The sequence below is a fragment of the Peribacillus sp. TH27 genome, from assembly GCF_016650915.1.
GTDB classification, from domain to species: Bacteria; Bacillota; Bacilli; order Bacillales; family DSM-1321; genus Peribacillus; species Peribacillus butanolivorans.
The window spans coordinates 2,788,971-2,813,272 of sequence record NZ_JAEKEV010000002.1; the positions used below are offsets into that span (position 1 = coordinate 2,788,971).

At 38.1% G+C, this 24,302-nt stretch carries 17 protein-coding genes, 1 pseudogene and 1 riboswitch; of the genes and pseudogenes, 4 read left to right on the top strand and 14 right to left on the bottom strand.

Annotated elements, in window-relative coordinates; all coding sequences use genetic code 11:
• Positions 1-101 precede the first annotated feature (101 nt).
• Together JFU24_RS14715 and JFU24_RS14720 are read left to right on the top strand one after the other, a co-directional pair.
• A complete protein-coding gene (locus JFU24_RS14715) occupies positions 102-1,736 on the top strand; it encodes an acetolactate synthase large subunit (RefSeq protein ID WP_201188379.1) in 1,635 nt (544 codons plus the stop codon).
• Between the two features lie 27 nt (positions 1,737-1,763).
• Positions 1,764-3,197, top strand: a complete 1,434-nt coding sequence (locus JFU24_RS14720; RefSeq protein WP_201188377.1) for an aldehyde dehydrogenase family protein — start codon at positions 1,764-1,766, stop codon at positions 3,195-3,197.
• Between the two features lie 328 nt (positions 3,198-3,525).
• Here JFU24_RS14720 and JFU24_RS14725 read toward each other — a convergent pair whose 3' ends face one another.
• From JFU24_RS14725 to JFU24_RS14755, 7 genes are all read right to left on the bottom strand, one after another.
• Positions 3,526-4,707, bottom strand: coding sequence for a D-alanyl-D-alanine carboxypeptidase family protein (locus JFU24_RS14725; protein WP_201188375.1), 1,182 nt, complete (start codon positions 4,705-4,707; stop codon positions 3,526-3,528).
• A gap of 535 nt (positions 4,708-5,242) precedes the next feature.
• The gene (locus JFU24_RS14730; RefSeq protein WP_201188373.1) at positions 5,243-6,451 is read right to left on the bottom strand and encodes a M20 family metallopeptidase; all 1,209 of its coding nucleotides are present in this window, start codon (positions 6,449-6,451) and stop codon (positions 5,243-5,245) included.
• Positions 6,452-6,531: 80 nt separating this feature from the next.
• A complete protein-coding gene (locus JFU24_RS14735) occupies positions 6,532-7,404 on the bottom strand; it encodes a MetQ/NlpA family ABC transporter substrate-binding protein (RefSeq protein ID WP_201188371.1) in 873 nt (290 codons plus the stop codon).
• Between the two features lie 21 nt (positions 7,405-7,425).
• A complete protein-coding gene (locus JFU24_RS14740) occupies positions 7,426-8,076 on the bottom strand; it encodes a methionine ABC transporter permease (RefSeq protein WP_098175930.1) in 651 nt (216 codons plus the stop codon).
• A gap of 13 nt (positions 8,077-8,089) precedes the next feature.
• Complete coding sequence (locus JFU24_RS14745) at positions 8,090-9,112, bottom strand: methionine ABC transporter ATP-binding protein (RefSeq protein WP_201188370.1); 1,023 nt, start codon at positions 9,110-9,112, stop codon at positions 8,090-8,092.
• Positions 9,113-9,515: 403 nt separating this feature from the next.
• Positions 9,516-9,628: riboswitch (SAM riboswitch) on the bottom strand.
• A gap of 1,953 nt (positions 9,629-11,581) precedes the next feature.
• Entirely contained in the window at positions 11,582-11,833 is a 252-nt protein-coding gene (locus JFU24_RS14750; protein WP_201250150.1) for a hypothetical protein, read from the bottom strand.
• A gap of 661 nt (positions 11,834-12,494) precedes the next feature.
• Positions 12,495-13,205, bottom strand: coding sequence for a hypothetical protein (locus tag JFU24_RS14755; RefSeq protein WP_201222369.1), 711 nt, complete (start codon positions 13,203-13,205; stop codon positions 12,495-12,497).
• A gap of 269 nt (positions 13,206-13,474) precedes the next feature.
• On the opposite strand from JFU24_RS14755, the gene JFU24_RS14760 reads away from it, so the two are divergent.
• Positions 13,475-13,654 carry a hypothetical protein gene (locus JFU24_RS14760; protein WP_201188363.1) on the top strand — a complete coding sequence of 60 codons (180 nt, stop codon included), beginning with the start codon at positions 13,475-13,477 and terminating at the stop codon, positions 13,652-13,654.
• A gap of 277 nt (positions 13,655-13,931) precedes the next feature.
• Positions 13,932-14,096 carry a hypothetical protein gene (locus JFU24_RS14765; protein WP_201250151.1) on the top strand — a complete coding sequence of 55 codons (165 nt, stop codon included), beginning with the start codon at positions 13,932-13,934 and terminating at the stop codon, positions 14,094-14,096.
• A 505-nt stretch (positions 14,097-14,601) separates the two neighbouring features.
• Here JFU24_RS14765 and gnd read toward each other — a convergent pair.
• From gnd to JFU24_RS14795, 7 genes and pseudogenes are all read right to left on the bottom strand, one after another.
• The gene (gnd, locus tag JFU24_RS14770; RefSeq protein ID WP_201250152.1) at positions 14,602-16,005 is read right to left on the bottom strand and encodes a decarboxylating NADP(+)-dependent phosphogluconate dehydrogenase; all 1,404 of its coding nucleotides are present in this window, start codon (positions 16,003-16,005) and stop codon (positions 14,602-14,604) included.
• Between the two features lie 77 nt (positions 16,006-16,082).
• The gene (locus JFU24_RS14775; protein WP_201250153.1) at positions 16,083-17,429 is read right to left on the bottom strand and encodes a GntP family permease; all 1,347 of its coding nucleotides are present in this window, start codon (positions 17,427-17,429) and stop codon (positions 16,083-16,085) included.
• An 18-nt stretch (positions 17,430-17,447) separates the two neighbouring features.
• Positions 17,448-18,992, bottom strand: coding sequence for a gluconokinase (gntK, locus tag JFU24_RS14780; protein WP_201250154.1), 1,545 nt, complete (start codon positions 18,990-18,992; stop codon positions 17,448-17,450).
• A complete protein-coding gene (locus JFU24_RS14785) occupies positions 18,985-19,716 on the bottom strand; it encodes a GntR family transcriptional regulator (protein WP_201250155.1) in 732 nt (243 codons plus the stop codon). The genes gntK and JFU24_RS14785 overlap by 8 nt, the downstream gene beginning before the upstream one ends.
• 193 nt (positions 19,717-19,909) lie before the next feature.
• Positions 19,910-20,026: pseudogene (locus tag JFU24_RS30335) on the bottom strand (IS6 family transposase); the annotation flags it as partial.
• A 122-nt stretch (positions 20,027-20,148) separates the two neighbouring features.
• Positions 20,149-20,916 carry an ABC transporter ATP-binding protein gene (locus tag JFU24_RS14790; protein WP_201222378.1) on the bottom strand — a complete coding sequence of 256 codons (768 nt, stop codon included), beginning with the start codon at positions 20,914-20,916 and terminating at the stop codon, positions 20,149-20,151.
• A gap of 170 nt (positions 20,917-21,086) precedes the next feature.
• Positions 21,087-23,438, bottom strand: a complete 2,352-nt coding sequence (locus tag JFU24_RS14795) for an ABC transporter permease (RefSeq protein ID WP_201250156.1) — start codon at positions 23,436-23,438, stop codon at positions 21,087-21,089.
• Positions 23,439-24,302: the final 864 nt, after the last annotated feature.

Consider the following 24,302-nt stretch of genomic DNA (forward strand, 5'->3'; position numbering starts at 1 on the left):
TAAATAGACGAAATGGTTTTTAAAACACTCAGGTACATAATATTTCATAAGCAGTGCCAACATATAAGGAAAGAAATTGAATTGGTTGAGGAGGGAATAGTTTGAAGGCATCAGATTTGTTTGTACGATGTTTAGAGAATGAAGGAGTTAAGTATATTTTTGGAATACCTGGTGAGGAAAATACGGATTTAGTTGATTCTCTAATAGGCTCTGATATTAAATTTATCTTAGTTCATCATGAACAAGCAGCTGCTTTTATGGCAGACATCTATGGTCGGCTAACTGGAAAGCCAGGTGTTTGTTTGGGCACATTGGGACCGGGTGCAACCAATTTATTAACCGGGATAGGCAATGCTTATCTGGATTATTCACCTGTTGTCGCCATCACAGGTCAGGCGGGCCTTGATCGCATTCATAAGGAGTCGCATCAATATGTGGACATTATTGGAGTTTTTGAGGAAGTAACGAAATGGAATCAACAAATTAAGGTGCCACATACGATTCCGGAAATTATCCGTAAAGCATTTAAGACAGCTGTCATTGAAAAGCCAGGAGCTGTTCATATCGAGCTCCCTGAAGATGTGGCAATGATGGATACAGAAGGTGAACCACTACCAGTTACACCAATGCCAAGATCCCGCCCTGCCGAAGCAGAAATCAAAAAAGCCGTAGAATTAATCAATCGCGCTAAAAAGCCGATTATTCTAGCTGGCAATGGCGTGATCCGTGATGGAGCTACAGAGGCCTTGCGGAAATTTGCAGAAGCGAAGCAAATTCCAGTTGTGAATTCGTTCATGGCCAAAGGGGTTTTACCTTCCGACCATCCATTGACCCTTTATACAGTAGGGATGCAAGCAAGGGATTATGTTCTATGCGGGTTTGATTTGGCCGATCTCATTATCACCGTTGGCTATGATTTCGTCGAGTACTTGCCAAAATATTGGAACGATGAGGCGATGAATCCGATTATTCATATTGATGCCAGACCAGCTGAGATTGATGCTTATTACCCTCTTCAAGCTGAATTGGTCGGTAATGTTACAGAGTCACTTGAAGCCTTGACTACTGAAGTTGAAGAAAAAGAGCTTTGGCCAGAAGTGAAAAGGTTAAGGTCTCAGATTATTGAAAAGCTTCATTCTTCAGATGAAGTATCAGGAAGCCCTATCATCCCTCAGCGAATTATCGCCGATTTGAAAAAGGCGGAAAAAGGGGAAGCCATTGTCATTTCGGATGTGGGTGCCCATAAATTATGGATTGCCCGGATGTATCAGCCGGAAAAACCTAATCACACCATCATTTCTAATGGCTTTGCATCAATGGGTATTGCGGTTCCCGGTGCCATTGCGGCCAAACTGGCAAAACCTGATAAACCTGTCATTGCGGTCACAGGTGATGGTGGATTTCTGATGAATGGTGTTGAATTGGCAACTGCTAAACGTCTGGGTCTTGCCTTCGTGATTGTCATTTTTCATGATTCAAAATTCGGACTAATCGAGTGGAAGCAATTGAATAAGTTTGATCGTACGAATGCGATTGAATTTACAGACCCAGACTTTTTAGAATTCGCTAAAAGTTTTGGTGTTAAAGGGGTTAAAGTAACCCATTCCGATGAATTGCTTCACACATTAGAAGAAGCTGTTGCGAGTAAGGAGATTGTCTTGATAGATGTAGATGTCGATTACTCGGAAAATGTAGAGCTTTCGAAAACACTGGGTGATTATATTTGTAAATTATAAAACCATGTATTATTGGAGGAATGTCAGATGAAGCAAAAGTGGCAATTGTGGATCGGTGGCAAATGGCGTGAGGCTAAATCGTATGAGCCGTTATATAATCCCCATTCAAATGAAGAAATTGCACAAATCGGACAGGCTGAACCAGCGGATGCCATTGAAGCAATTGTTGAGGCAAATTCCGCTTTTCAGAAATACCGATCCTACCCGGCACACGCACGAGCCGAAATTTTAGTAAAAGCTGCTGCGATCATGGAAGAACGTAGTGAAGAACTTGCGAAAATCGTTTCTCTAGAGGCTGCGAAAACAATTCGAAATGCTCGTGAGGAAATCAATCGTACAGTTCAGACCTACCGTTTTTCTGCAGAAGCGGCTAAGAACAATTATGGAGAACAAATTCCGATGGATGCGGCACAGGGTGGAGTAAACCGTTTTGGCTTCACAATTCGTACCCCGATTGGCGTCGTAACGGCAATTACCCCATTTAACTTTCCATTTAATCTTGTCGCCCATAAAGTTGGTCCAGCTATTGCGGCTGGAAATTCAATTGTATTAAAACCTGCCGAACAAACGCCTCTTAGTTCACTCGTGCTTGCAGAAATTTTTAAAGAAGCAGGCCTTCCAGAAGGAGTATTGAACATCATTCCGGGCAAAGGGGATGTCTTAAGTGAAGCTTTGACAACCCACCCTCATGTAAAAAAAGTGACTTTTACTGGCAGTGTGGAAGTCGGACACCTTATCCAGCAGCAAGCAGGCTTTCGTAAGCTTACCCTTGAACTCGGATCCAATTCGCCGTTCATTATTGATGAAGGAGTCGACATCGATAAAGTCATAGAACGAAGTGTGATGGGCTCTTTTACAAATAATGGGCAGGTGTGTATCTCGATTCAAAGAATTTATGTCCACAGTTCACTGTACCAACAATTTTTGGAGCGATTCGTCAGTAGGACAAAACGGCTTGTCATTGGATCCCCTCTCGAGGAAAGCACTAATATTACTGCGGTCATTTCGAAAAAATCGTTGGAGCGGTTACAAAGTTGGATCGACGAGGCAGTACAGGAAGGAGCAAAAATTGAGTGTGGCGGTACAGTGGAAGGCAATGTTCTCTTACCTACCGTCTTAACAGATGTAAATCGTGACTCAAAGGTATTTCGTTTCGAAGTATTCGGTCCGATTGTCTGTATATTTCCATTCGATACGCTGGATGATGCTATCAAGGATGCAAATGATTCACGTTACGGATTGAATTCAGGAGTGATGACACCGAGCATAGAACGTGCTTTTTATGCGGCGGAACGCTTGGAAACGGGAGGAGTCGTCATTAATGATATCCCGACCTATCGGATTGATAATATGCCATATGGTGGCTGGAAGGACAGCGGTGTTGGCAGAGAAGGCGTCAAATATGCGATGGAAGAAATGATGGAGCAGAAATTCATTAGCTTTAAAATAAGTGACAACTGATTATAAATAAAAAGAGGAAGTATTTTGTTCAATATAAATCGTAGTGTATGTAGAGGGCGATATCCTAAAGATGTCGTCCTCTAGTATTCGTAAGAAGTAACAATGTATTAGTATCAACATAACTATATACCCCTAAAAGAAAAACCCTGTCCTGGAATTATCAATACCTAAATCATAAAAAGCCTTTAAAAATAAAGGAGTATACATATTAGTCATGTATAATATGTGTGCTCCTTCGTTCTATTTATTAAATTAAAGCCACCCTTAGTGGCTGATTTTAGGGAAAAGTATAAGGCAACAACGCCTCTGGTTGCCAGTCGGTTTTTCTTTAGTAACGAGTTCTAAAATCACTTCGTTTTTTTCTTTTCTTTAGAAAAACCGTTATCAGAATGATAAGAATGACACAGCCTCCCCATCCTAGAGATGGGACAGAAAATTTATTAGCTTCCTCATTGATTGTTTCTTTTTTAAACGAGGCCGGCACTTCTGTGTTCCTAACATCTGCGACCGTTTTAAGATCAAAGGATTCTATGGTGCTCCCTTCTTGGTTCATGATTGAGAGAATTCCATCATTACTGGTTTTTAGACTAGGTTCATCACTAATTAGATGGGTATAGTATAAGTCTTCGTTCAGCGTGTAGGATTTAGAGTGATCCGCTGAATAAAGTATGCTTTTTTTATCAATTTTGGCTGATTTAAAGTTTTCAAAGCCATAGCTGAATAGAAGCTCAGTATCAGAGTAGGCATCCTTGTCTGAAGGAGCTTTAAGAGTGACCGCAATCAAGTCCTGTTCTCCTCTTGTAGCAGTAGAAATCAGGGTGTAGCCAGATTTACTAACAAAACCTGTTTTCCCACCGGTTATTCCCTTATAGGGGAGTTCGCCTTTTAAAATTTTATGATGGGTAACTAGAGTTGTGTCCCATGTTTCCACTTCCCATGGTAAATCCTTCTTCCCAAAATATTCACGGAAAATTTCATTTTTCATTGCATATTGGGTAATTTTCGCAAGGTCACTGGCTGTAGTTACATGGTTTTTGTCAAACAATCCATGGGGGTTCGTAAAATGAGTATCGGTGACGTTTACTTCTTTCCTTAAAAACTCATTCAAATCCTCCATGAACAGTTTTTCACTACCAGACATATGCTCGGCAATTGCGATAGCTGCATCATTTCCGGAGTTGATGAGCATTCCTGCAATTAATTTGGAAAGCTCTATTTTCTCCCCAGGTTCAATAAATACCGAAGAGCCGTCTGCCTCAGCCGCTTTTTTGCTAACAGTCACTAGTTCATTCTTATCCCCGTGCTCAATAGCATATATAGCAGTAGCAACTTTCGTTAGACTGGCTGGATACATTTTTTTATTTGTGTTTTTTTCGTATAACACTTTCCCACTTTTCGCATCAATAATGATCCCAGCTTCACTAATGAGAGGTAAGTCTGATTCTGCACTTACAGTCGTAGAGGCGAAGGGGATTAAAGCCAAAATGAAGATAAAGAAAAACTTTTTCATATACCTCTCCTTTAATGATAAATCCTATATAGTCATAATAAAATAAATCTGAATGTTTAGAGATGTTTTATTGAAATTGAAATAAAACAGTAATTACCCTTTAATAATCATGGAAACATTTCGGATAAAAACCTTCTTTTACTTTCCTTAAATAACTTTATAAGGGTTCTGACCCTTTTAGTGGGATGCTCCATTTAAATGAAAAAAGAATCCCCATTTATATAGATAGGGATTTTTTTTATACCATTGAATTAGGGTATCACCGACATTTCGCATATAAACTACGCTGATACATTTTAGGGAGAGGAATAAAAGTGAAAAAAGGTAAGAAGGTGATTTGAGGCATTGGTAGCTACGACTGATTCCACATTTGACGATTTACTGGAAGCTTCTCAAAAAGCTAGAAATAACAAAAACAGAAGCCAAGGGGCTTCTGTTTTTCTTTATCTGACCTATATATATCGTTTTGTCTAAGCTAATGCACTTCTTATTTTATAGATTTGGAGAAGACCACTACTATTGCTATCCGATTTATTTATATTTCCTTTTGCTTCGCTTCATGAAAAGCTGTTTTAACCTTATCCAACAGATCTTTATCCGAAATCAACCGGTAGCCAGTAAGAGCAAGAGATTTTGCACCAGTGAGGATGGCTTTGTCTCCTTCTTGAGATTTAGCACAGTCGCGGAATTCATTTGTATGGGCAATCAAATCATCTGGTCCAATTTTTATATATGGATGGGCTGTCGGAACTATATGGCTTACGTTCCCCGCATCAGTCGAACCAAAACCACTATCTTTTCTAGGAGCTACCGTTTCTCCTAATTGAGTCAGTTCTTCCTTTAACAGTTCATCAAGAACTGGATTTATGACAAAATCAAGCACTTCATTTTGGAAACGTTCGACTTTAACTGTGCTTCCTGTGGCAAGTGCAGCCCCTTCAGCAACATCACGTATTTTACGCGATACATCCTGGCATAGCTTCCATGTTGTTGCTCTAATGTAAAATCGGGCAGAAGCATATTCAGGAATGATGTTAGGTGCTTCTCCACCATTGGTTATTATTCCGTGGATTTTGACCTCAGATGGGAGTTGCTGACGTAAAGCACTAATGCCATTAAATAGCTGAATAACCCCGTCAAGAGCATTTACACCTTGCTCAGGCGCAGCAGCTGCATGTGCTGATTTTCCGTAAAAATGAAAATCAAGTGGATCTACAGCCAAAAATGGACTTGTTACACCAGTTTGACCAGCTGGATGGATAATGATGGCTGCATCTACCTCATCAAACAAACCGTGCTTCGCAAAGCTGCCTTTTGCACTTCCATTTGGCCCTCCCTCTTCAGCAGGTGTTCCGAAAACAATCACCTCTCCGCCTGTTTCCTCTAGTACTTGAGATAGTGAAATTCCTGCTGCGACACTCGTAGTGCCAATGATATTATGGCCGCAAGCATGTCCTAGACCTGGCAATGCATCATACTCAGCTAAAAAGGCAATTTTGGGGCCTTTCTTTGAGGAGGCCTTTTTGGCGATGAAGCCAGTTTCATGCCCAGCTATATCACGGGTTACTTCAAATCCTGCATCTTGAAGTAATTTGGTCAACGTTTTCGAAGCAAAGAACTCTTGATTCCCAATTTCGGGGTTTGCATGGATGGCTTGACTCGTTTCAATATATAATTCGGAATGAAGGTCGATGTGATCTTCAATGATCTGCTGATGCTGCTTCTGCAATAATTCTCTCGCCATATTCTTAACTCCCCTTTTGGTTTAAAAAGCCTGACAGGCACCTTGAATCCATCCGGCATTCCTTCACTTTGTTCTATTCATCATTTTTCATTGGCTGGTTTTGTCCAAGCATCTTGGTAATTCACTAATTCGTCTACAGAAACATATGCAGGAATGGTGTTTCCTTTAAACGTTTTTTCAATGAACGCTTCCACTTCTTTCGATTGATAAAGCTCCACTAATTTTTGTAGCTCAGGACGGTCGGCATTTCCCTTTTTAACCGCAATGATATTAATATATGGTTTCGCCGTTTTACTTTCATGGAATAATGCCTCTTTTAAAGTAAGGCCTGCTTCAACGGCAAAGTTATTATTAATGGCTGAAGCATCGGCATCATCCAATAGACGCGGCGTATTGCCGGCAGCAACAGGTTTGATTTTCAATTTTTTCGGATTTTCCTTAATGATTTCCAATGATCCCGATCCATTGAATTCCTCTTTCAATGTAATCAATCCAGCTTCTTGAAGAAGGAGTAATGCACGGCCAAAGTTTGTTGCTTCATTCGGAACGGCTATCGTAGCGCCATCTGGAAGATCTTTGAGATCTTTGTGTTTTTTCGAATAAAGGCCCATAGGTGCAATAACAGTTGATCCGATGGCCTCTAATTTCAAATTTTGATCGTTAACAAATTCATCGAAGTAGGCAACTGTTTGGAATGAATTCGCATCAATTTCTCCTTCACTTAACGCAAGGTTCGGTTGGATATAATCATTAAAAGTAACAAGTTCGATATTCAGCCCATCCTTTTTCGCTAAGTCAACAATGTATTCCCATGTTCTCGTATCCCCGCTGCTGACACCGACTTTCACTGTTTTCACATCATCCGAACCGCCTGATGCACCCTCTTCGTTCCCGCATGCTGCAGCCACAATGGCCAATGCCAATACCATGATCGTTAATAAGATTTTCTTCATTTCTCCTACCTCCTGTTATTTTTATCTTCTTCTGATTTTTCTTGAAACAAAATTCCCGGTGGATTGCAATAATTGAACGATGATCACGAGCGCCGCTACTGTGACGACCATCGTCATCGTATCGAACCTTTGATAACCGTAAGCTAAGGCTAAATCTCCTACCCCACCTGCACCGACAGCACCTGCCATGGCCGTAGATCCAACAAGGCCAATTGTCGCTGTTGTAAATGTAAGGATCAACGAACTAAGTCCCTCGGGAATCAAAAAGCGATAAATGATTTGCCATGTCGTCGCCCCCATCGCCTGAGCTGCCTCGATGATCCCTTTGTCCACTTCCAACAGGGAGTTCTCCACAAGCCGGGCAATATAAGGAGCCGCGTAAAAGATTAGCGGAACAATGGCCGCATTCGTTCCGATCGCACTGCCGACAATCATTCTGGTAAACGGAATAAGTGCTACAAGCAAGATGATGAAAGGAACCGACCGCAATATATTGATGACCGGGTTCAATACATTAAAGATCCATTTATTCTCCAGGATGTGACCCTTTCTTGTAATGACAAGTAAGATTCCTAGCGGAAGTCCAATCAGCCCGGAAAATATCAATGAGATGGCTACCATATAAAGTGTGTCACCGAAAGCTGTCGACAGCTGGTCTGCCGTTATTTCCATTCCCCAAAGCGTATTACCCATTTATCTGCACCTCCTGGACGAGAATCCCCTCATCTTTAATATATTGATAAGCCTTGTCCACCTCTTTTTTGTTCCCTGTCACTTCAATAATTAAATTTCCAAAAGGTGTTTCTTGAATTTCAGAAATATTAGCTGATAAAACACTTAAATGAACATCATATTTTTTCGAGATGGTTGAAAGTAAAGGATTGCCTGATGTAGTACCAATAAAGTTAATTTTCCAAATAATCGGAATATATGATCCGGTATTTTTCAGGAAACTTTGTGGGATCTCGTCGTGAATAACAGTTCGTACAAAGTTTTTTGCGATACCTGTTTGGGGCTTCGCAAAAACTTCGAAAACCGAACCTTGTTCAACCACGCGTCCGCCTTCCATGACCGCAACCTTATTGCAAATTTCCCTAATTACAGACATTTCATGAGTGATTAGCAAAATGGTAATATTGTATTCTTTATTAATTTTTTTTAAGAGCTGCAGTACAGCACTAGTTGTTTGTGGATCCAATGCTGACGTCGCTTCATCACACAAAAGAATCGATGGGTTGGTAGCCAACGCTCTAGCAATCCCTATTCGTTGCTTTTGACCGCCAGACAATTGTTCCGGATAACTCCTTGCTTTACTTGATAAGCCAACGAACTCTAACAACTCGCCTACCCGCTCTTTGATTTCTTTACTAGGGGTTCCCGATAAAACTAGCGGCATGGCAATATTATCAAAAACTGTCTTTGAGTTAAGTAAGTTAAAATGTTGAAAAATCATGCCAATTTTTTTCTTTTCTGCCCGTAATTCCTTCGGGTTCAATTTGGTTAAATCCTTCCCCCCAACAATAACCTGTCCATCTGAAGGGTGTTCGAGTAGATTGACTAACCGAATCAACGTACTTTTTCCGGCTCCACTATAACCGACAACACCAAAAATATCGCCTTTTTCAACTGTCAAATTAATTCCTTTCAAAGCTTCAACAGTCTGTTTCTTTGTTTTATATACCTTTTTAACATTTTGAAATTCAATCATTCTGTCTCCCCCCACGCTGTTTATTTGTACGAATTCATTATCCAGAGAAGAGCTTTGCAAAGTTTCATAATGATAGGGTTAAATTTTCGAAACTCACGAGTAATTGCTCACAATTCACGAGTAAATGTGTGAAACTCACGAGTAATTGCGTGAAACTCACGAGTAATTGCGCGAAACTCACGAGTAATTGCGCGAAACTCACGAGTTAATCTGTCAAACTCACGAGTAATTGCTTATAATTCACGATTAGTGCGTGAAACCTACTAATAATTGCACCAATTCTCCAAATAACCATATACATTCTGAATAAACAAAAGAGGCCTCTTCCGTCATCAGACAGAAGAGGCCTCTTTTAGAAATAAAAAAGAGTAAACTCTTAATTTAATTATCTAAGAAAAGCTCCTTCTTATCTTTCAAACTTTCGTCCGTTGGAATTAGCACAGTATTTTTACAAAAGTAAAAACCCAGTCGCCGAGGTATCATAGGGCCAAGTCCCTCCACATCTCTTGATAAGAAATAACGTATTTATTTAATTATGTTCCTCACTATATATTCAAATTTTACTAATGTCAACTCTATTTTGAATAATCTAAAATATTTTTACAGTATAATTTTTAATCGTTCATTTAACTATACCTTAAGACAGGTCAGATTTTGCCCTGCATACCATGTATACGGGTAACCTAGGCATAGACTCTATTACAAAAAAACGAAAACATTACGAAGTCAGTCAGGATCAGGACTTCCTTCCTCATAAGGAAAGCTCTGTATCTTGATGAAATAACGGCAAACCTTTGGCAAACTCACTATTCAGGTTGCTACTCACGGTCTGCCTTATCCATGCGGGGAGCTCCCTGCGCCCCCCACTCTTATAATCTTTTGATTGGGGTTTACGTTTATTTTTGAGTTTTTGACCATTTTTTGATAGCAAACTTTCGGTACGTTTAGTATCAAAAAAGAAAAAAGAAAAAACAATAATAAATAGTACCATATATATGCGGTTATAAACTTTTTTGCATCTGTTTTAAATGTGTGAGGACCCTTTGCCCTCATATCTGTAATAATAAAAGTTATTTATTATTACAGCGAAGGAAGACTAAACATGTGTTTTTTCATCTTTAGCACTATTATAAAAGCTCTTTCCTTAGAAGAGTTTATTTCTTTTAATTAAAAAACACTCGGTAGAGTTTGAATTCTATAGTATGTCTACTTATCAGCAAAAACAAATCGCTATTTAGAAGCTTCTAATTTTGTCGATATCTACTCAGAATTTGTAGATATTTCTCGGGAAATTGTTGAAATTTGAATTTGGTGATTCCGAATAGTTGGAACAAAGGAATCTCTACTTTTAATTTGCTTGCCTTAGGTTTAAATAGTTATTAACGCAAATTAACATCTGAATATCGTAAAGGAGACTAAAAAAAAGGTAATAAAACCTTTTTCTTATTGCAGTAATGTTTCGTAATGGGTTCTTTGTTGTTCAGTTTTAACTATGACATATCGTTTGTCAGTTAGATGTTCATTTCACGCGGAGCTGCGAGTTCATTGGTTAAAAATTAAGATCTCTTTTAATTGAATGGGAACATGGGTTAAATAAATTGTCATATATATCGGGTATCGTTATCTCTTTTAAAGCTTCTAATTTTGTCGATATCTACTCAGAATTTGTAGATATTTCTCGGGAAATTGTTGAAATTTGAATTTGGTGATTCCGAATAGTTGGAACAAAGGAATTTCTACTTTTGATTTGATTGCCTTAGGTTTAAATAGTTATTAACGCAAATTAACACCTGAATATCGTAAAGGAGACTAAAAAAAAGGTAATTAAACCTTTTTCTTATTACAGTAATGTTTCGTAATGGGTTCTTTGTTGTTCAGTTTTAAGCTATGACATATCGTTTGTCAGTTAGATGTTCATTTCACGCGGAGCGCGAGTTCATTGGTTAATAACATTAAGATCTCTTTTAATTGAATGGGAACATGGGTTAAATAAATTGTCATATGTATCGGGTATCGCTATTTCTGTTTCATTGGTTCCTACCAATCTTTCTTTTTCTTGATACAAGGGTTCTTCTCTCTATCGTCTAGGGGATTGCCCGTATCGCGTAACGCTATAAGCGTTTCGATATCGGATTGAACGAAGATATGCCAATCGCTATCTTTTAACAGCTCCTATCCATATCGCTCTAAGTTTTAAACATACTTTCAAACAGTGGATTTTGTATCTCCACTTCTTCTGCCACTTCCTTGGAAGAGGATGCTCATTCATTCGGATGTATATCCTGTCGCATATCGGCTCCCTCTTTCTATTAAAGATGAAGGTTCTGTAGATTTATTTGCATGTTATATCGCCCCGCGATACGAAACACACAAAAGAACCGATCAGCCCCTTTCTTGAGGAACATTATTAAGGACATGGATCTTGCTGGGGCTGGGAAACTGTTGTTTTAAGCTGAGGCATATCGTTTGTCAGTGGCCATTCATTTCACGCGTAGCTGCGAGTTCATTGATTAAAACAATTAAAATCTCTTTTAATTGTTCGGGATTATGGATTGAATTGTCAAATTTATCAGGTATCGCTATCTCTGTTTCATTAGTTTCTTCTAATCTATCTTTTTGTTGATACACAAGGTCTTTAGCTATATCGTATAGGGACTTGTCCGTATCGCGTAACGCTATGAGCGCTTCGATGTCGGAGTGAATAATGATAGGAATCACCATCTTATAAACTCATATCCGTTTCGTTCTAAGTTTTGACCATACTTTTGAACAGTGGGTGTTGCATCCCCACTTCTTCTGCCACTGCCTTAGAAGAGAATACTCGTTCATTCGGATGTATATCAAGTTTGTAAATCTAACCCAGATTTTCTATTAAACCTATAGGTTTTGAATTTATTTGCATGTTATATCGCCCAGCGATACGAAACATACAAAAAGGAGACGGTCAACCCCTGTCTGGAGCAACTATTAAGGAGGACTCTTGTTTTTGAATGCAAGTTTTCAACCTCCTCAACTCCCTTTTTATCAAGCATGCCTTTTTTGCTTGCTTGTGTATTTTGTTTTAGTTGCATATCGCTTAAACAAATCTCCAATGAATTTCAATTGAGCCTTCGTTTGCCTTTAGAACGTCAATACATTGGTATCACCGAGCTCTTACATAGCAGGTACCAAATCCTGTAAAGTTAAAATACTCTTTCTTAAATTCTGTGTTTCAGCTACGCGAATCATATGGCTCTATGTTTTTATTAAAGTTTTGTGGATTGGCATCTCAATGCTTTTATCCATCATTAAATATTTAAAAAAGATTTATCAAATGTTTCTACATCAATAATTTGCTTCCAAGAATCATTACACAGTTGGGCAAAAAAACTTAACGGTCGCCTTATTTTCTGAATATGGAGAAAAGCCCCCACCATTTTTCTGAACGTTTTTGTATCGCTTCTTCTAAACGTTTATTAAACTCATTTTGGGAAGTCCATTCTTTTTTCTGTTCGACCCGCATATTTTGTATTTCTTTTTGTAAGAGTTCACTTTTTTGTTTTTCTTGTTGTAGCAATGTTTCGTAATGGTTATTTTGTTGTTCAGTTAATTGTTCAATTTTAGCATTAGTTCTTTGCGCTGAATTTCCAATACTAGAACTTATAACATGATGATCTTGCTGGAGCCGGGAAACCTTTGTTTTAAGCTCTGACATATCGTTTGTCAGTTGGACATTCATTTCACGTGTGGCTGCGAGTTCATTGACTAAAAACATTAAGACCTCTTTTAATTGATTGGGGTCCTGGGGTAAATTTTCTTCATATGTATCGGGTATCGCTACCTCTGTTTCATAGGATCCTTCTAATCTTTCTTTTTGTTGATATACAAGGTCTTTAGCTGTATCGTCTAGGGGCTTGTCCGTATCGCGTAGCGCTATAAGCGATCCGATGTCAGATTGAACAAAGATACGTCGATCTCCATCTTTCAAAAACTCATATCCATTCCGCTCTAAGATTTGACCATACTTTCGAACAGTGGGAGTTGCAATCCCCACTTCTTCTGCCACTTCCTTGGAAGAGAAAGCTCGTTCATTCAGTTGAATATCACGTCGCATATCGGACCTCTTTTCTATAACTAGTTGTATCTGTAGTCTACCTGACCTTAAATTTTCTGTCTAGATAAGTGTAGACTATCCAGAAATTATTAGGGATACCGATAAAATTTCCTTTTCCTTTCTTCTACTTCCATATACGTTTTAGATCATCTATTGGCTTACCTTCCTTCTCTTGCATAGCCGCCGCTATCTCCTATCCATCCTTATCCATTGTTTGTGTTACATCTGGTCGGTCTTGGCGCCTTGCCCCGTGCCAAGCATGGGTGGGGTTGATAGAAATTCAACAACGATTAGGACATACAGATATTCAAACACCGATGAACTTCTATGCTCATACGACAGACTACATGAAAGAAAAGGCCTCCCAGCAGTTCAATAAACTGATGGAAGACCTTCACTATAAAAATATTTACATGTTAGGTGAGCATCCATTTCTAAATCCTCGTTAAATCCCTATATTTCAAGGGATTTAAGCAATGATTACATCATGCCGCCCATTCAATTAATAATTTTATAGGAAGTAACAAGGTAATGATACCAACGTTTTTGGCCATAGCCACCTAAAACAACTTCACTTAATGTCATGATATTTCAATGTCAGGTGAGCATTTTAAATTAATTTTTTATAAATTACTATATGAAAAATTCGAAAAAAGCCCAACCCTATTAAAAGAGAGTACATATTTTTTAAATAAACCTAATTCATTATACCGGAAGGAGATTATCATGAAAATTAAAAAGTCCTTAAATCGAATTCAAGCTGCATTATTAAAGAAACACATAAATGAGTTTAAAGAAAAAGATGGCATTTTAGAAGGAACAGAAGATTTGATTTTTTATGTCTATGAATTTGAATCTCCCAAAACTGTGAAAGGTGCAATATTATTATAATAAAACTAAGAGGAGATTAATAAAAGAGCTTTCAAAGGGTTCTTAATGGGTGTCTTGTTTTATTACTTGGGTTGAATGTTTCAGCTTGTGGGTTTGATCATGTTATAGGGAATGGAGAAGTTACTGATCTTGATTTGAAGGAAGTAAAGTCATTTATAGCCGATAAAAAAACAGGCTTTTAAATTGTCTTAACGTATATTATCCGCGTTTTGTCGGCAGAACCCCTTTATGTTAAGGGCCAGATTGTTGATAAAAGATTGGATTGTGTTTTATTGATAAGTATAATATTAAGCTCGGTGAACCGTATCATAAGTAAATTAGGTTTTTATGTTGTAAAGAAAAGCAGAAATATACAAAGTCATTGAATTGGCTATGTATATTTCTGCTTAAATTAATTAAGAAATCATTATACTTTTTTACTGATTTTTTAAGAGTTTATCAAATTTCTTCATCTCAAATTCATGAACGGTTATTGAAAAATGACTGTTTCTTATGTCACTTTCTATCACTGCCAGTTTGTGTGAAAGACTCCTGCTAAATCACGTCGTTCATAGGTATGTGCACCAAAATAATCACGTTGTGCTTGCAAAAGGTTTGCATTTGAGATGCCTGTTCGATAACTATCGTAATAAGTAAGTGAAGCACTTAAACATGGAAACGATATACCAGAATTTATTCCTTCACAGACAACCTTTCGCAATCCTACCTGGTAATCTGTAACCTTTTCAGCAAAATATGGTGAGATTAATAAATTAGCCAGATTCGGCTGCTCTTGATAGGCTTCGCTAATGACGTTTAAAAATTCTGCACGAATGATACAACCTCCGCGGAAAATCAGCGCAATATCCTTTAAAGGCAAATCCCAACCGTAAAGTTCAGAAGTCATTTTATATTGAGTAAAACCTTGCGCATACGCACAAACTTTTCCCATATATAATGCTTGTCTAATATAGTCAATCCACTCATTTTCATCTAATTTTTGCTGAACGTTCTCAGGGCCTGTTAGAATATTTTCTGCATTAATCCGTTCCTCTTTTAAAGCGGAAATGTAACGAGCAAACAAAGACTCTGTAATAATTGATGCTGGTATTCCGTTATTAATAGCTTGCATGCTGGTCCATTTACCTGTGCCTTTTTGTCCTGCTTTATCAAGAATCACATCGATCAAGGGTAAGCCCGTTACTTCATCTTTTTTCCTTAAAATCCCGGCTGTAATTTCGATTAAATAACTTTTCAGTTCGCCTTGATTCCATGTTTCAAAGATGTCAGCAATCTCATTAACTTCTAAATGCAACTTTTCTCTTAAAAACGTATAGGCTTCGGCGATTAATTGCATATCTGCATACTCAATCCCGTTATGTACCATTTTTACAAAATGACCTGCTCCTTTTGGACCGATATAGGTACAGCAAGGGTTATCATATACTTTGGCTGCGATTTTTGTCAGAATCGGAGCTACTTTTTCATAGGCTTCTTTATCTCCACCTGGCATGATTGAAGGTCCTTTTAACGCCCCTACTTCTCCACCAGAAATACCAATTCCTAAATAACTGATTCCTTTAGATTTCAATTCATCATATCTGCGTTCAGTATCTTCGTAATGGGAGTTACCGCCGTCCATGATAATATCGCCTGATTCAAGATGAGGAAGTAATGAATTGATCACCGAGTCGATCGGCTTACCCGCCGTCACCATTAGAAAAATCTTTCTTGGAGTTTCTAGTGACTGAACAAAGTCCTGGATTTCGTAATACGGATGGAGCGACTGACTGTCCAATTTAGCAACAAGCTGATCCGTTAAATCTCTTGTGTAGTTATAGACAGCTACTTGTTCCCCTTTACTAGCCATATTTAAAGCTATATTACTGCCCATTACCCCTAAACCTATGACACCAATTTTATTGAACATTTAATTCTGCTCCTTTTATGTAAGAATAATAGGCAGTAAATCCCTACATAAGTGGGGGATTTACTGCCGGGAAAGGCCTATACAAATAAGCTTAGTAATAGAATAAATCCTAATCCAGCTACTGAAATAATCGTCTCAAGCAAGGTCCACGTTGCAAATGTTTCTTTCATGCTTAAACCAAAATACTCTTTAAACATCCAGAAACCAGCATCGTTAACGTGTGAAGCGATTAAACTTCCCGCGCCTGTAGCAAGTACTACTAGAGCAAGGTTAACGTCCGTCTGACCTAACATCGGAATAACTAAACCAGCTGTTGTTAAGGCAGCAACGGTAGCAGATCCTAAGGAAATACGCAGGATTGCCGCGATGATCCAGGCAAGCAAGATTGGTGATAATGATGTTCCTTTGAATAATTCAGCTACGTAGTCACCTACACCGCCGTCGATCAATACTTGCTTGAAGGCTCCGCCGCCCCCTATGATTAATAGCATCATTCCAATATGCAAGATTGCTGATGTACAAGATTCCATAATATCTTTCATTGGAATCTTTCTTGCTAATCCCATTGAATAGACCGCAAATAATAAGGAAAGCAACATGGAAGTACCGGCTTCGCCAATAAAACGGATAGCTGCTAGTAAACCATTATCTTCAAAGCCCATTGTTTTTTGCATCAAAGTGATAATCGTAGCAATTGACATTAAAATAACGGGAAGTAAAGCGGTAAATACACTGATCCCAAATCCAGGTGTGTCTTCAAGTTTAAATGATTTTTGGTTTCCTAAAGAGGCAATGCTGCCTGTTTTCGTAAATGATGCAGGTACGAGTTTTTTAGCTATCTTCGTAAATACTGGTCCAGCTAAAATAACTGTTGGGACCGCAATAATGAAGCCGTAAAGTAAAACTTGGCCAATGTCTGCACCATATTCACCAGCGAAAACGGTTGGTCCTGGGTGCGGCGGCAAGAAACCGTGTGTTACGGATAATGCCGCTACCATTGGAATACCAAGATATAATATCGAAACTTTTAATTCTCTTGAAATTGCAAATACGATTGGAATTAATAATACTAATCCCACTTCAAAAAATAACGCGACACCGATAATAAATGATGCTGCTACTACTGCCCATTGAATATTCTTTTCACCGAATTTTTTAACAAGGGTCATGGCAATGCGTTGCGCGCCGCCTGAATCTGCGATTAACTTACCCAACATCGCTCCAAGTCCAAAGATTAACGCTAAGTGACCAAGTGTTCCGCCTAATCCAGCTTCAATGGTTTTGACAATTTCCTCAAGTGGCATCCCAAGTGCTAAAGCTACTCCAAACGATACAATGATTAAGGAAATAAAGGTGTTTAATTTTAAGCCCATTATTAAAATTAATAAAGCGACAATTCCTAAAGCGACAATAACTAATGGCATTGTAATTCCTCCATGTGTTTACTTTGTAGCATTTATTAAGTTTCTTTGATAATTCGCAATCTGAGTATATTCGTTTTCCAATACCCTTGATAGGTTAATAAAAATCGGCAGTAGTTGCCTGTATTCTTTTACAGAATCATATTTCGGTGTGTGCTTGTGGGTATTGCCTATCATTTCAGAAACTACTTCGAAGGATTCAATTTCCCCGGTGGCATATAATCCTAATATACAAGCACCCAGGCATGAACTTTCGTAGCTTTCTGGAACCACCACTTCCGATTCGAAGATATCGGACATCATTTGCCGCCAAACAGACGACCTTGCGAAGCCTCCCGTAGCTTGAATTCGGGTCACCGGACCGTCCATACATTCGGTTAAGGCTAAAAATACGGTGTATAGATTGTAAATGACTCCTTCTAGAGCCGCTCGAATCATATGTTCTTTCTTATGCGATAGTGTTAATCCGAAAAATGAACCCCGTACGTCTGGATTCCATAATGGTGCACGTTCACCTGCAAGATATGGATGGAATAACAATCCATCAGCGCCTGGTCTTACACGTTCGGCAATCTTGGTTAAGACTTCATAAGCGTCGATTCCAAGTCTTTTAGCTGTTTCTACCTCGGAAGAAGCAAATTCGTCGCGAATCCAGCGAAGGACCATCCCGCCATTATTTACCGGCCCTCCAATCACCCAATGCTTTTCCGTTAAGGCATAGCAAAAGATTCTTCCTTTTTCGTCTGTTTTCGGCTCGTCAATAATCGTTCGAATCGCACCGCTTGTCCCAATCGTGACAGCAATTTCACCTTTCCGGATAGCGTTTACACCTAGATTTGAAAGGACACCATCACTTGCCCCAATGACAAAAGATGTTTGTGGATCAATCCCGATCTGTTTGGCTAAATCCGGGTCACAGTTGTTAAAGATCTTTGTTGTTGGTACGAGTTCAGATAATTGATCACGCGTTATTCCAGCAATTCTTAGGGCTTCCTCATCCCAATCCATGTTTTTGAGATTCATCATGCCCATAGATGAAGCAAGGGAATAATCGACAACATATTGATCAAAGAACTTTTTAAAGATATATTCTTTAATCCCGATATACTTTTTAACATTGGTTGCGATCTCTGGGCGATCATTCACGATCCAGGTGATTTTGGATAATGGTGACATCGGGTGAATCGGTGTTCCAGTTCGTTTGTAAACTTCATGCCCATCTAATTCATCTTTTATTTTATGGGCCAAAGCTTCACTGCGATTATCTGCCCAAGTGATACAAGGGGTTAGCGGCTGGTCATTTTCATCCATAGCTATAACACTATGCATCGCACTGCTAAATGAAATAAATGATATCTTTTTATCTGAATGCTGTTTCGTTATATTTGAAAAGGCTTTCAAAACGGCCTGAAAAATCTCTTCAGGGTCTTGTTCCGCTGTTGCCATATCCGGTGTGTAAAGAGGATAACCAATATTCTCTTGCTGAATGACATCGCCTTTTTTCGTAAATAATACAGCTTTTGTACTTGTTGTTCCGATGTCTACACCTAACATATAGCTAGTCATTTTCTTGTTCGACTCCTTTTGAAAGCATCTGTTGAGACATCCATAAGTCATCAACTTTCTCTTGAACATCATCAAAGTTTTCATGTAACGACTTAATCATGAGGTCTCGATCTTTTGTTTTGATCGCATCAATATAAAGTTGATGATTATTTATGATCCGTGTAAAGTCTTCATACTTTTCTTTAAAACGACAACGCATGGATAGAAGAATCAAACTTTCCATCACAGGTTTTAAATTATCCCAGATCATCAGAATGTAGGAATGATTGATCGACCGAATAATTGTTTCGTGGAATAGGACATCCTGATAGGAAAACTCATCAGCATCTCGGTATTTTATGGAGATTTTCATCATTTCCAGTATTTTACTAAGTTCCATTACTAATTCATTCGTGTCCATCCTCACTAGACGTTCAAATACAAAAGTCTCGATGAGTATCCGTACATCATATATTTCTGCATATTTTTTTTCTGTTAAACCAATGACAACCGCACCCATTCTTTCTAATCGGATGATATTTTCAGATGCCAGTATTTTTAACGCTTCTCGAACTGGTGAGCGACTGACACCGAAATCAGCAGCTAATTTATTTTCAGACAGGATGGTACCGCTTTCAATCATCCCCGAAATAATACGCATTCTAAGCTCGGATGTTACACGATCACCAGCTGAAGCTTTTGAAAGCCATTTTACAGGATAAAGAAATTCCTTTGATTCAGCCATAAATTCACCTTCTTGTAGAGTTCAAGTACACTTGTATACAAGTATTATAATAAAAATAATGAATAATGCAAGCATTTTGAATGTAACTAGATTCTCATCAATATAAGTCAAAGTTTGTTGGGAGTTTAGAAGGTTCTAGTGCAAAAATAATGAAATAGAAACATAGAATGGTAATATCCTGTTAACTTTGGGATTAAGCAGCTACTCCGAACAACTTACGAATGAATTCAACCTCATTTTGGGCAGACTTTGCCTGTTGATGAGGTTGACTTTTTTTTACCATATGCATAGGTTCGATACCACTCAAAATATTCTGCTTGATTGTGTTAACAAATTGTTAGCGTGTCTTTCCTTACAAACATTCTTCATTTTTCCTATCGAACTTACCAAATAAAGTTTCCATATGAACTTTATGCGAATGCCAATGAAAAATTAGAATCCATTTTCTACTAACCATTTCATAATGCTTTCTTCTCTTTTCTTAATATCGTCATGCTGGTTATCGTATTTACTCATTTTCTTCTGTGCAACAAGATTTCCATCTACCATAAACAATATTCTTTCGGTTTTTGCTGCCACCTTTGCATCATGCGTCACGAGCATGATGGTTGTCCCTTCATTATTAATCTCTGCCAGAATAGACATAATGTCTGCTGACGATTTGGAGTCTAATGCTCCGGTCGGTTCGTCTCCAAAAATGATATCCGGATCATTTATCAATGCTCTGCAGATGGCGACTCTCTGCAGCTGGCCGCCAGAGCCTTGAGTGATCGTATTATCTGCAAGCTTTTCAATTCCTGTCATTTCCATCAGTTTTTTTGCCTTTTGATACACCGTATTTTTATCCGCGTCTTTTGATACAAGAGCAGGAAACATAACATTGTCAATCAATGACAGATTTTTTAATAGATTAATATCCTGAAAGATAAATCCCATGTGATTCAGTCGAATCTTCGCCAATTCTTCTTCTTTTAGTGTGCCAATTTCACAGTCTTTAAATTTCACACTGCCGGAAGTAATTCTATCCATACCGCTTACATTATAAAGAAGTGTTGATTTCCCGCTTCCGGATGGCCCCATGACCGATACGAATTCACCTTCTTCTATATCCAGGTTTACATCCTTTAAGATATGAAGCTCATTATCTTTTCCTAATTCTACTTTTTTGTTCATACTTATTGCTTCTAATATATTGCTCATCTATATTCCTCCAATGCCAAATATTAAAATCAAAGTCTATTTCCACAGAGGCGCCCCGGAATGCTTTTTTTCAGGAATCTGCATTCTTATCTGCATAGGGGTCTTCACACAGGAGACTTCTTCTGCCTTAGCAGATACACTTCCTGCCCGAACCTTTTTTTTCAGTACTTCTAACTTCTTAAAACGACAGATAAATCATCTTTTACGGCTACCTTACAGGACACAAATATCGTAAAGCCGACTACTACAATCAGCACTAACGGACATAACAGCCAAGTCTGCCATACAACATGAACAAATTCAATTTTTGCAGCTCCCATAGTGGACATTGCCATACTTACAAGTAACTCCCCTAAATAATTAGAAGCCAGCACTCCAACTATGATTCCCAATATCAGTACCATCATAGTTCCTGCCATATATTGATGTTTAATATTTTTAGAAGTTAATCCCATACTTCGCATGATTGCAATCTGAGACATATCCTTTGATAATAGCATCCGAAGGAATAGTGCCGTGATCAATACAGCTATGATTACTGCAATGGCGAATGCGCCTATCACAACTGTACTCATCTGATCAATGATATTTCCAAGAGTCTGCCGTGTATATTCTTTGATATCATTGACCTGCGTAGAATCATAGGCATTCTGGTAGTAGTCCATTTTCTCACGAATATCAACGCCTTGAGCCACATCCATGTACACAATATACCAAAGAACGGCCTCATCATTTACTCCAAGACTGGTATGCGCCTTTGCTGTTTTCCCGCCATTTGTAATATCTTGATAAATACCAGTTACTTTCAAATTCTTTTCTTCCCCGCCAACCTTTACTGCTACTTCATCTCCTACTTTCTTGTTTAATCCGTCTTTTGACGCATTGGCAAAGGAAAGTGATATTTCTCCTTCACCCTCCGGTGTTCTTCCTTCCAGATAATTTAATGGAAATACGGAAAAATCTCCGGTTTCAATATTCATATAGTCCCAGGATTCCGCATTTTTGACCTGGTAGGAACTTGTGATGTAGGCCGCATACTTTTCAATATCCGAATCATTTTTCAGCTCTTCCTGCAGCTTTTTAAAATCTTCTGTAATACTATCGGTCCTTCGAAGATCGATTCTCATATCGGACTTTCCTATTCCCATGTATGTAGAAAATTCCGGTGAATTCATGGTGTTATAAATATTTATAGGAAGTATTACAATAAACGTACATACGATAAAAATAAAGAACAGTAGCCTGTATAATTTGAATCGTTTACATACATCCCTAAGTCCCATATAAATATTGGTGCTGAAGAATTTGTTCTTAAGCAGTGGAAAACTGTATTCTTGGTTCTTTCCATGCTCCATAGAATCTTTCCGTAAGGCTTCTACCGCAGAAATCTTATCGATTCTTTTCAGTACTTTCTTGCAATACATCACAATCATGAAATATACCAATAATGGAGCTATAAGAGATAGTACATATTTTAAGTTTCCTGATAAATCCGAAGATATGTAAAGTCTCATATTACCGTTAAACAGATTTACCACGGCAAAGGAAAGCAGATAGCCTATTATACCGGCTACTACTGACATGACTCTGTATTTGTTAAGATATACCTTCTTTATATCTTTTTGGGATATTCCTATTGCTTTCATCACACCGATTTCTCTTAAATCTTCATCAATGGTTGCCAGAAACGTAAGTCTGATACAGAGCGAAGCTATAATAATCAGCAGAACACTGATAAGTATAATGACCATTGCAACTGCCGCATCTGACATGGCATTAAACATCAGAAATATCTTTCCTCCGACTGTAGGACCGTTTGCTGGAAGACCTCCTTCGATATATGCAGTCTGAAGTCCTTGAGAATCCCCGTTTTCATGTAGCTTGAATTCGATCAGATATTCCAGTTCCCCGGCCTGCTTTAAAAGCATTTCATTATAGTCTGCCTGATTAATAACAAACCGTTTCGAAGAAGTAAGGGAAGAGTTCATCTCATAATCTCTTGCATAATCTGAAATGACAAACTCATTCTCATACTCTCCGCTTTTCACCGTAATCGTATCACCTATTTTTAAGTCATATTGTTGCATGAAATAGATTGGAACCGCCACTTCCCCTTCCGGTACATCCAGCTTTTTATTATCCAGATCCAATATAAAATCGAATTTTTTATTCTGTACAACAAATGAAATATCCTGTACAGTTCCAGCCATCGTTTGATTATTGCCGAAATGAATATTACTTCCATCCAAAGTCAGAAGAAACATCGTCTCCTGCATCGCTATATTCTCACGCTGTTCTTCTGTAAATTTATCGATTTCTGCCTGATCAAATTCTCCGGAATGCATCTGCGTAATGTCAGCTGGTACTGCACGTTCCTGCAGGTCCGACATCGACTGAATCAGATTGGCCATGTTATTTATTGCACTAGCTCCCAAAAGAACTGCCATAGCGATAAATACAAATACTGAAATTGTTACAATTTTCTGCCTGACAAAATCATTCTTTACCATCTTTAAAAACAATATTTTTCCTCCTTCTACATAGATAATTTTTTCTATTTTATCCTTGTCTCTATCAATCTTGTTCATTTCTTTAAGGTAATAATTTCCATCAATTTTTGAATTAAAAATGCTCTAAATGAATCTTTTTTAATTTCTTATTTCCAGAACAAGCACTAAGCATGGATGTTGAAAATCTTAATCAATAACCTTTGAAAAAGTATACATGCTGATTTCTTAGTAGACTTGGCCTGAATAATTATGAGAGTACAAAGTAATCATACAAAATGGTATTTATTAGGTAAACCAACTTAAGCCTAATTATTTACTAAGCCCGCAGCCCTATTTTAGTAAGTTGACTATTGGAGGTAATTAGAAAAAATTAATCGAAATGGAAGGAAGGAAGGAAGGAAGTGGAAGGAGTAACAATTGTTTCAACTGCAACTGACAATCACAAAGAGTTAATTGATGAACTAATGCGTACATATGGTCAAGATTTAGGAATTTAATTCAAACATATGGATATACAATCGGTCTAGTAATCTTTATCTATCTTTCTAGCTCGAATTTGGATGATTTCACTTTCAATAAAAGATCCATTCGGAAAATTAATTATCGTTTGAGGCGTATTACTTTTTGCTACTCAATATATAGTTTAATAACCTCTTCACCTACCACAACCTTTCGTCTAGATTTTTTCGTTTTGGGCGTGACCAACTGATATTACACTATATTATTATTGGGATTAATCATGCCTTCTCTACTTGCAGAAGCTGATGTCTCGTCTCACTTGAACAAATTATGGACAGGCTTGGTCATACCGATGATCAGATTACAAAGAATGTATATCTCCATGTAACTCAAGAAATGAAAAAAGAAGCTTCCCAT

What these genes read in the sequence shown, in the direction of transcription:
- JFU24_RS14720 (WP_201188377.1), top strand. Translation starts at nt 1,764, where the DNA reads ATGAAGCAAAAGTGGCAATTGTGGATCGGTGGCAAATGGCGTGAGGCT.
- JFU24_RS14725 (WP_201188375.1), bottom strand. Translation starts at nt 4,707, where the DNA reads ATGAAAAAGTTTTTCTTTATCTTCATTTTGGCTTTAATCCCCTTCGCC.
- JFU24_RS14730 (WP_201188373.1), bottom strand. Translation starts at nt 6,451, where the DNA reads ATGGCGAGAGAATTATTGCAGAAGCAGCATCAGCAGATCATTGAAGAT.
- JFU24_RS14735 (WP_201188371.1), bottom strand. Translation starts at nt 7,404, where the DNA reads ATGAAGAAAATCTTATTAACGATCATGGTATTGGCATTGGCCATTGTG.
- JFU24_RS14740 (WP_098175930.1), bottom strand. Translation starts at nt 8,076, where the DNA reads ATGGAAATAACGGCAGACCAGCTGTCGACAGCTTTCGGTGACACACTT.
- JFU24_RS14745 (WP_201188370.1), bottom strand. Translation starts at nt 9,112, where the DNA reads ATGATTGAATTTCAAAATGTTAAAAAGGTATATAAAACAAAGAAACAG.
- JFU24_RS14750 (WP_201250150.1), bottom strand. Translation starts at nt 11,833, where the DNA reads ATGGTGATTCCTATCATTATTCACTCCGACATCGAAGCGCTCATAGCG.
- JFU24_RS14755 (WP_201222369.1), bottom strand. Translation starts at nt 13,205, where the DNA reads ATGCGACGTGATATTCAACTGAATGAACGAGCTTTCTCTTCCAAGGAA.
- JFU24_RS14765 (WP_201250151.1), top strand. Translation starts at nt 13,932, where the DNA reads ATGAAAATTAAAAAGTCCTTAAATCGAATTCAAGCTGCATTATTAAAG.
- gnd (WP_201250152.1), bottom strand. Translation starts at nt 16,005, where the DNA reads ATGTTCAATAAAATTGGTGTCATAGGTTTAGGGGTAATGGGCAGTAAT.
- JFU24_RS14775 (WP_201250153.1), bottom strand. Translation starts at nt 17,429, where the DNA reads ATGCCATTAGTTATTGTCGCTTTAGGAATTGTCGCTTTATTAATTTTA.
- gntK (WP_201250154.1), bottom strand. Translation starts at nt 18,992, where the DNA reads ATGACTAGCTATATGTTAGGTGTAGACATCGGAACAACAAGTACAAAA.
- JFU24_RS14785 (WP_201250155.1), bottom strand. Translation starts at nt 19,716, where the DNA reads ATGGCTGAATCAAAGGAATTTCTTTATCCTGTAAAATGGCTTTCAAAA.
- JFU24_RS14790 (WP_201222378.1), bottom strand. Translation starts at nt 20,916, where the DNA reads ATGAGCAATATATTAGAAGCAATAAGTATGAACAAAAAAGTAGAATTA.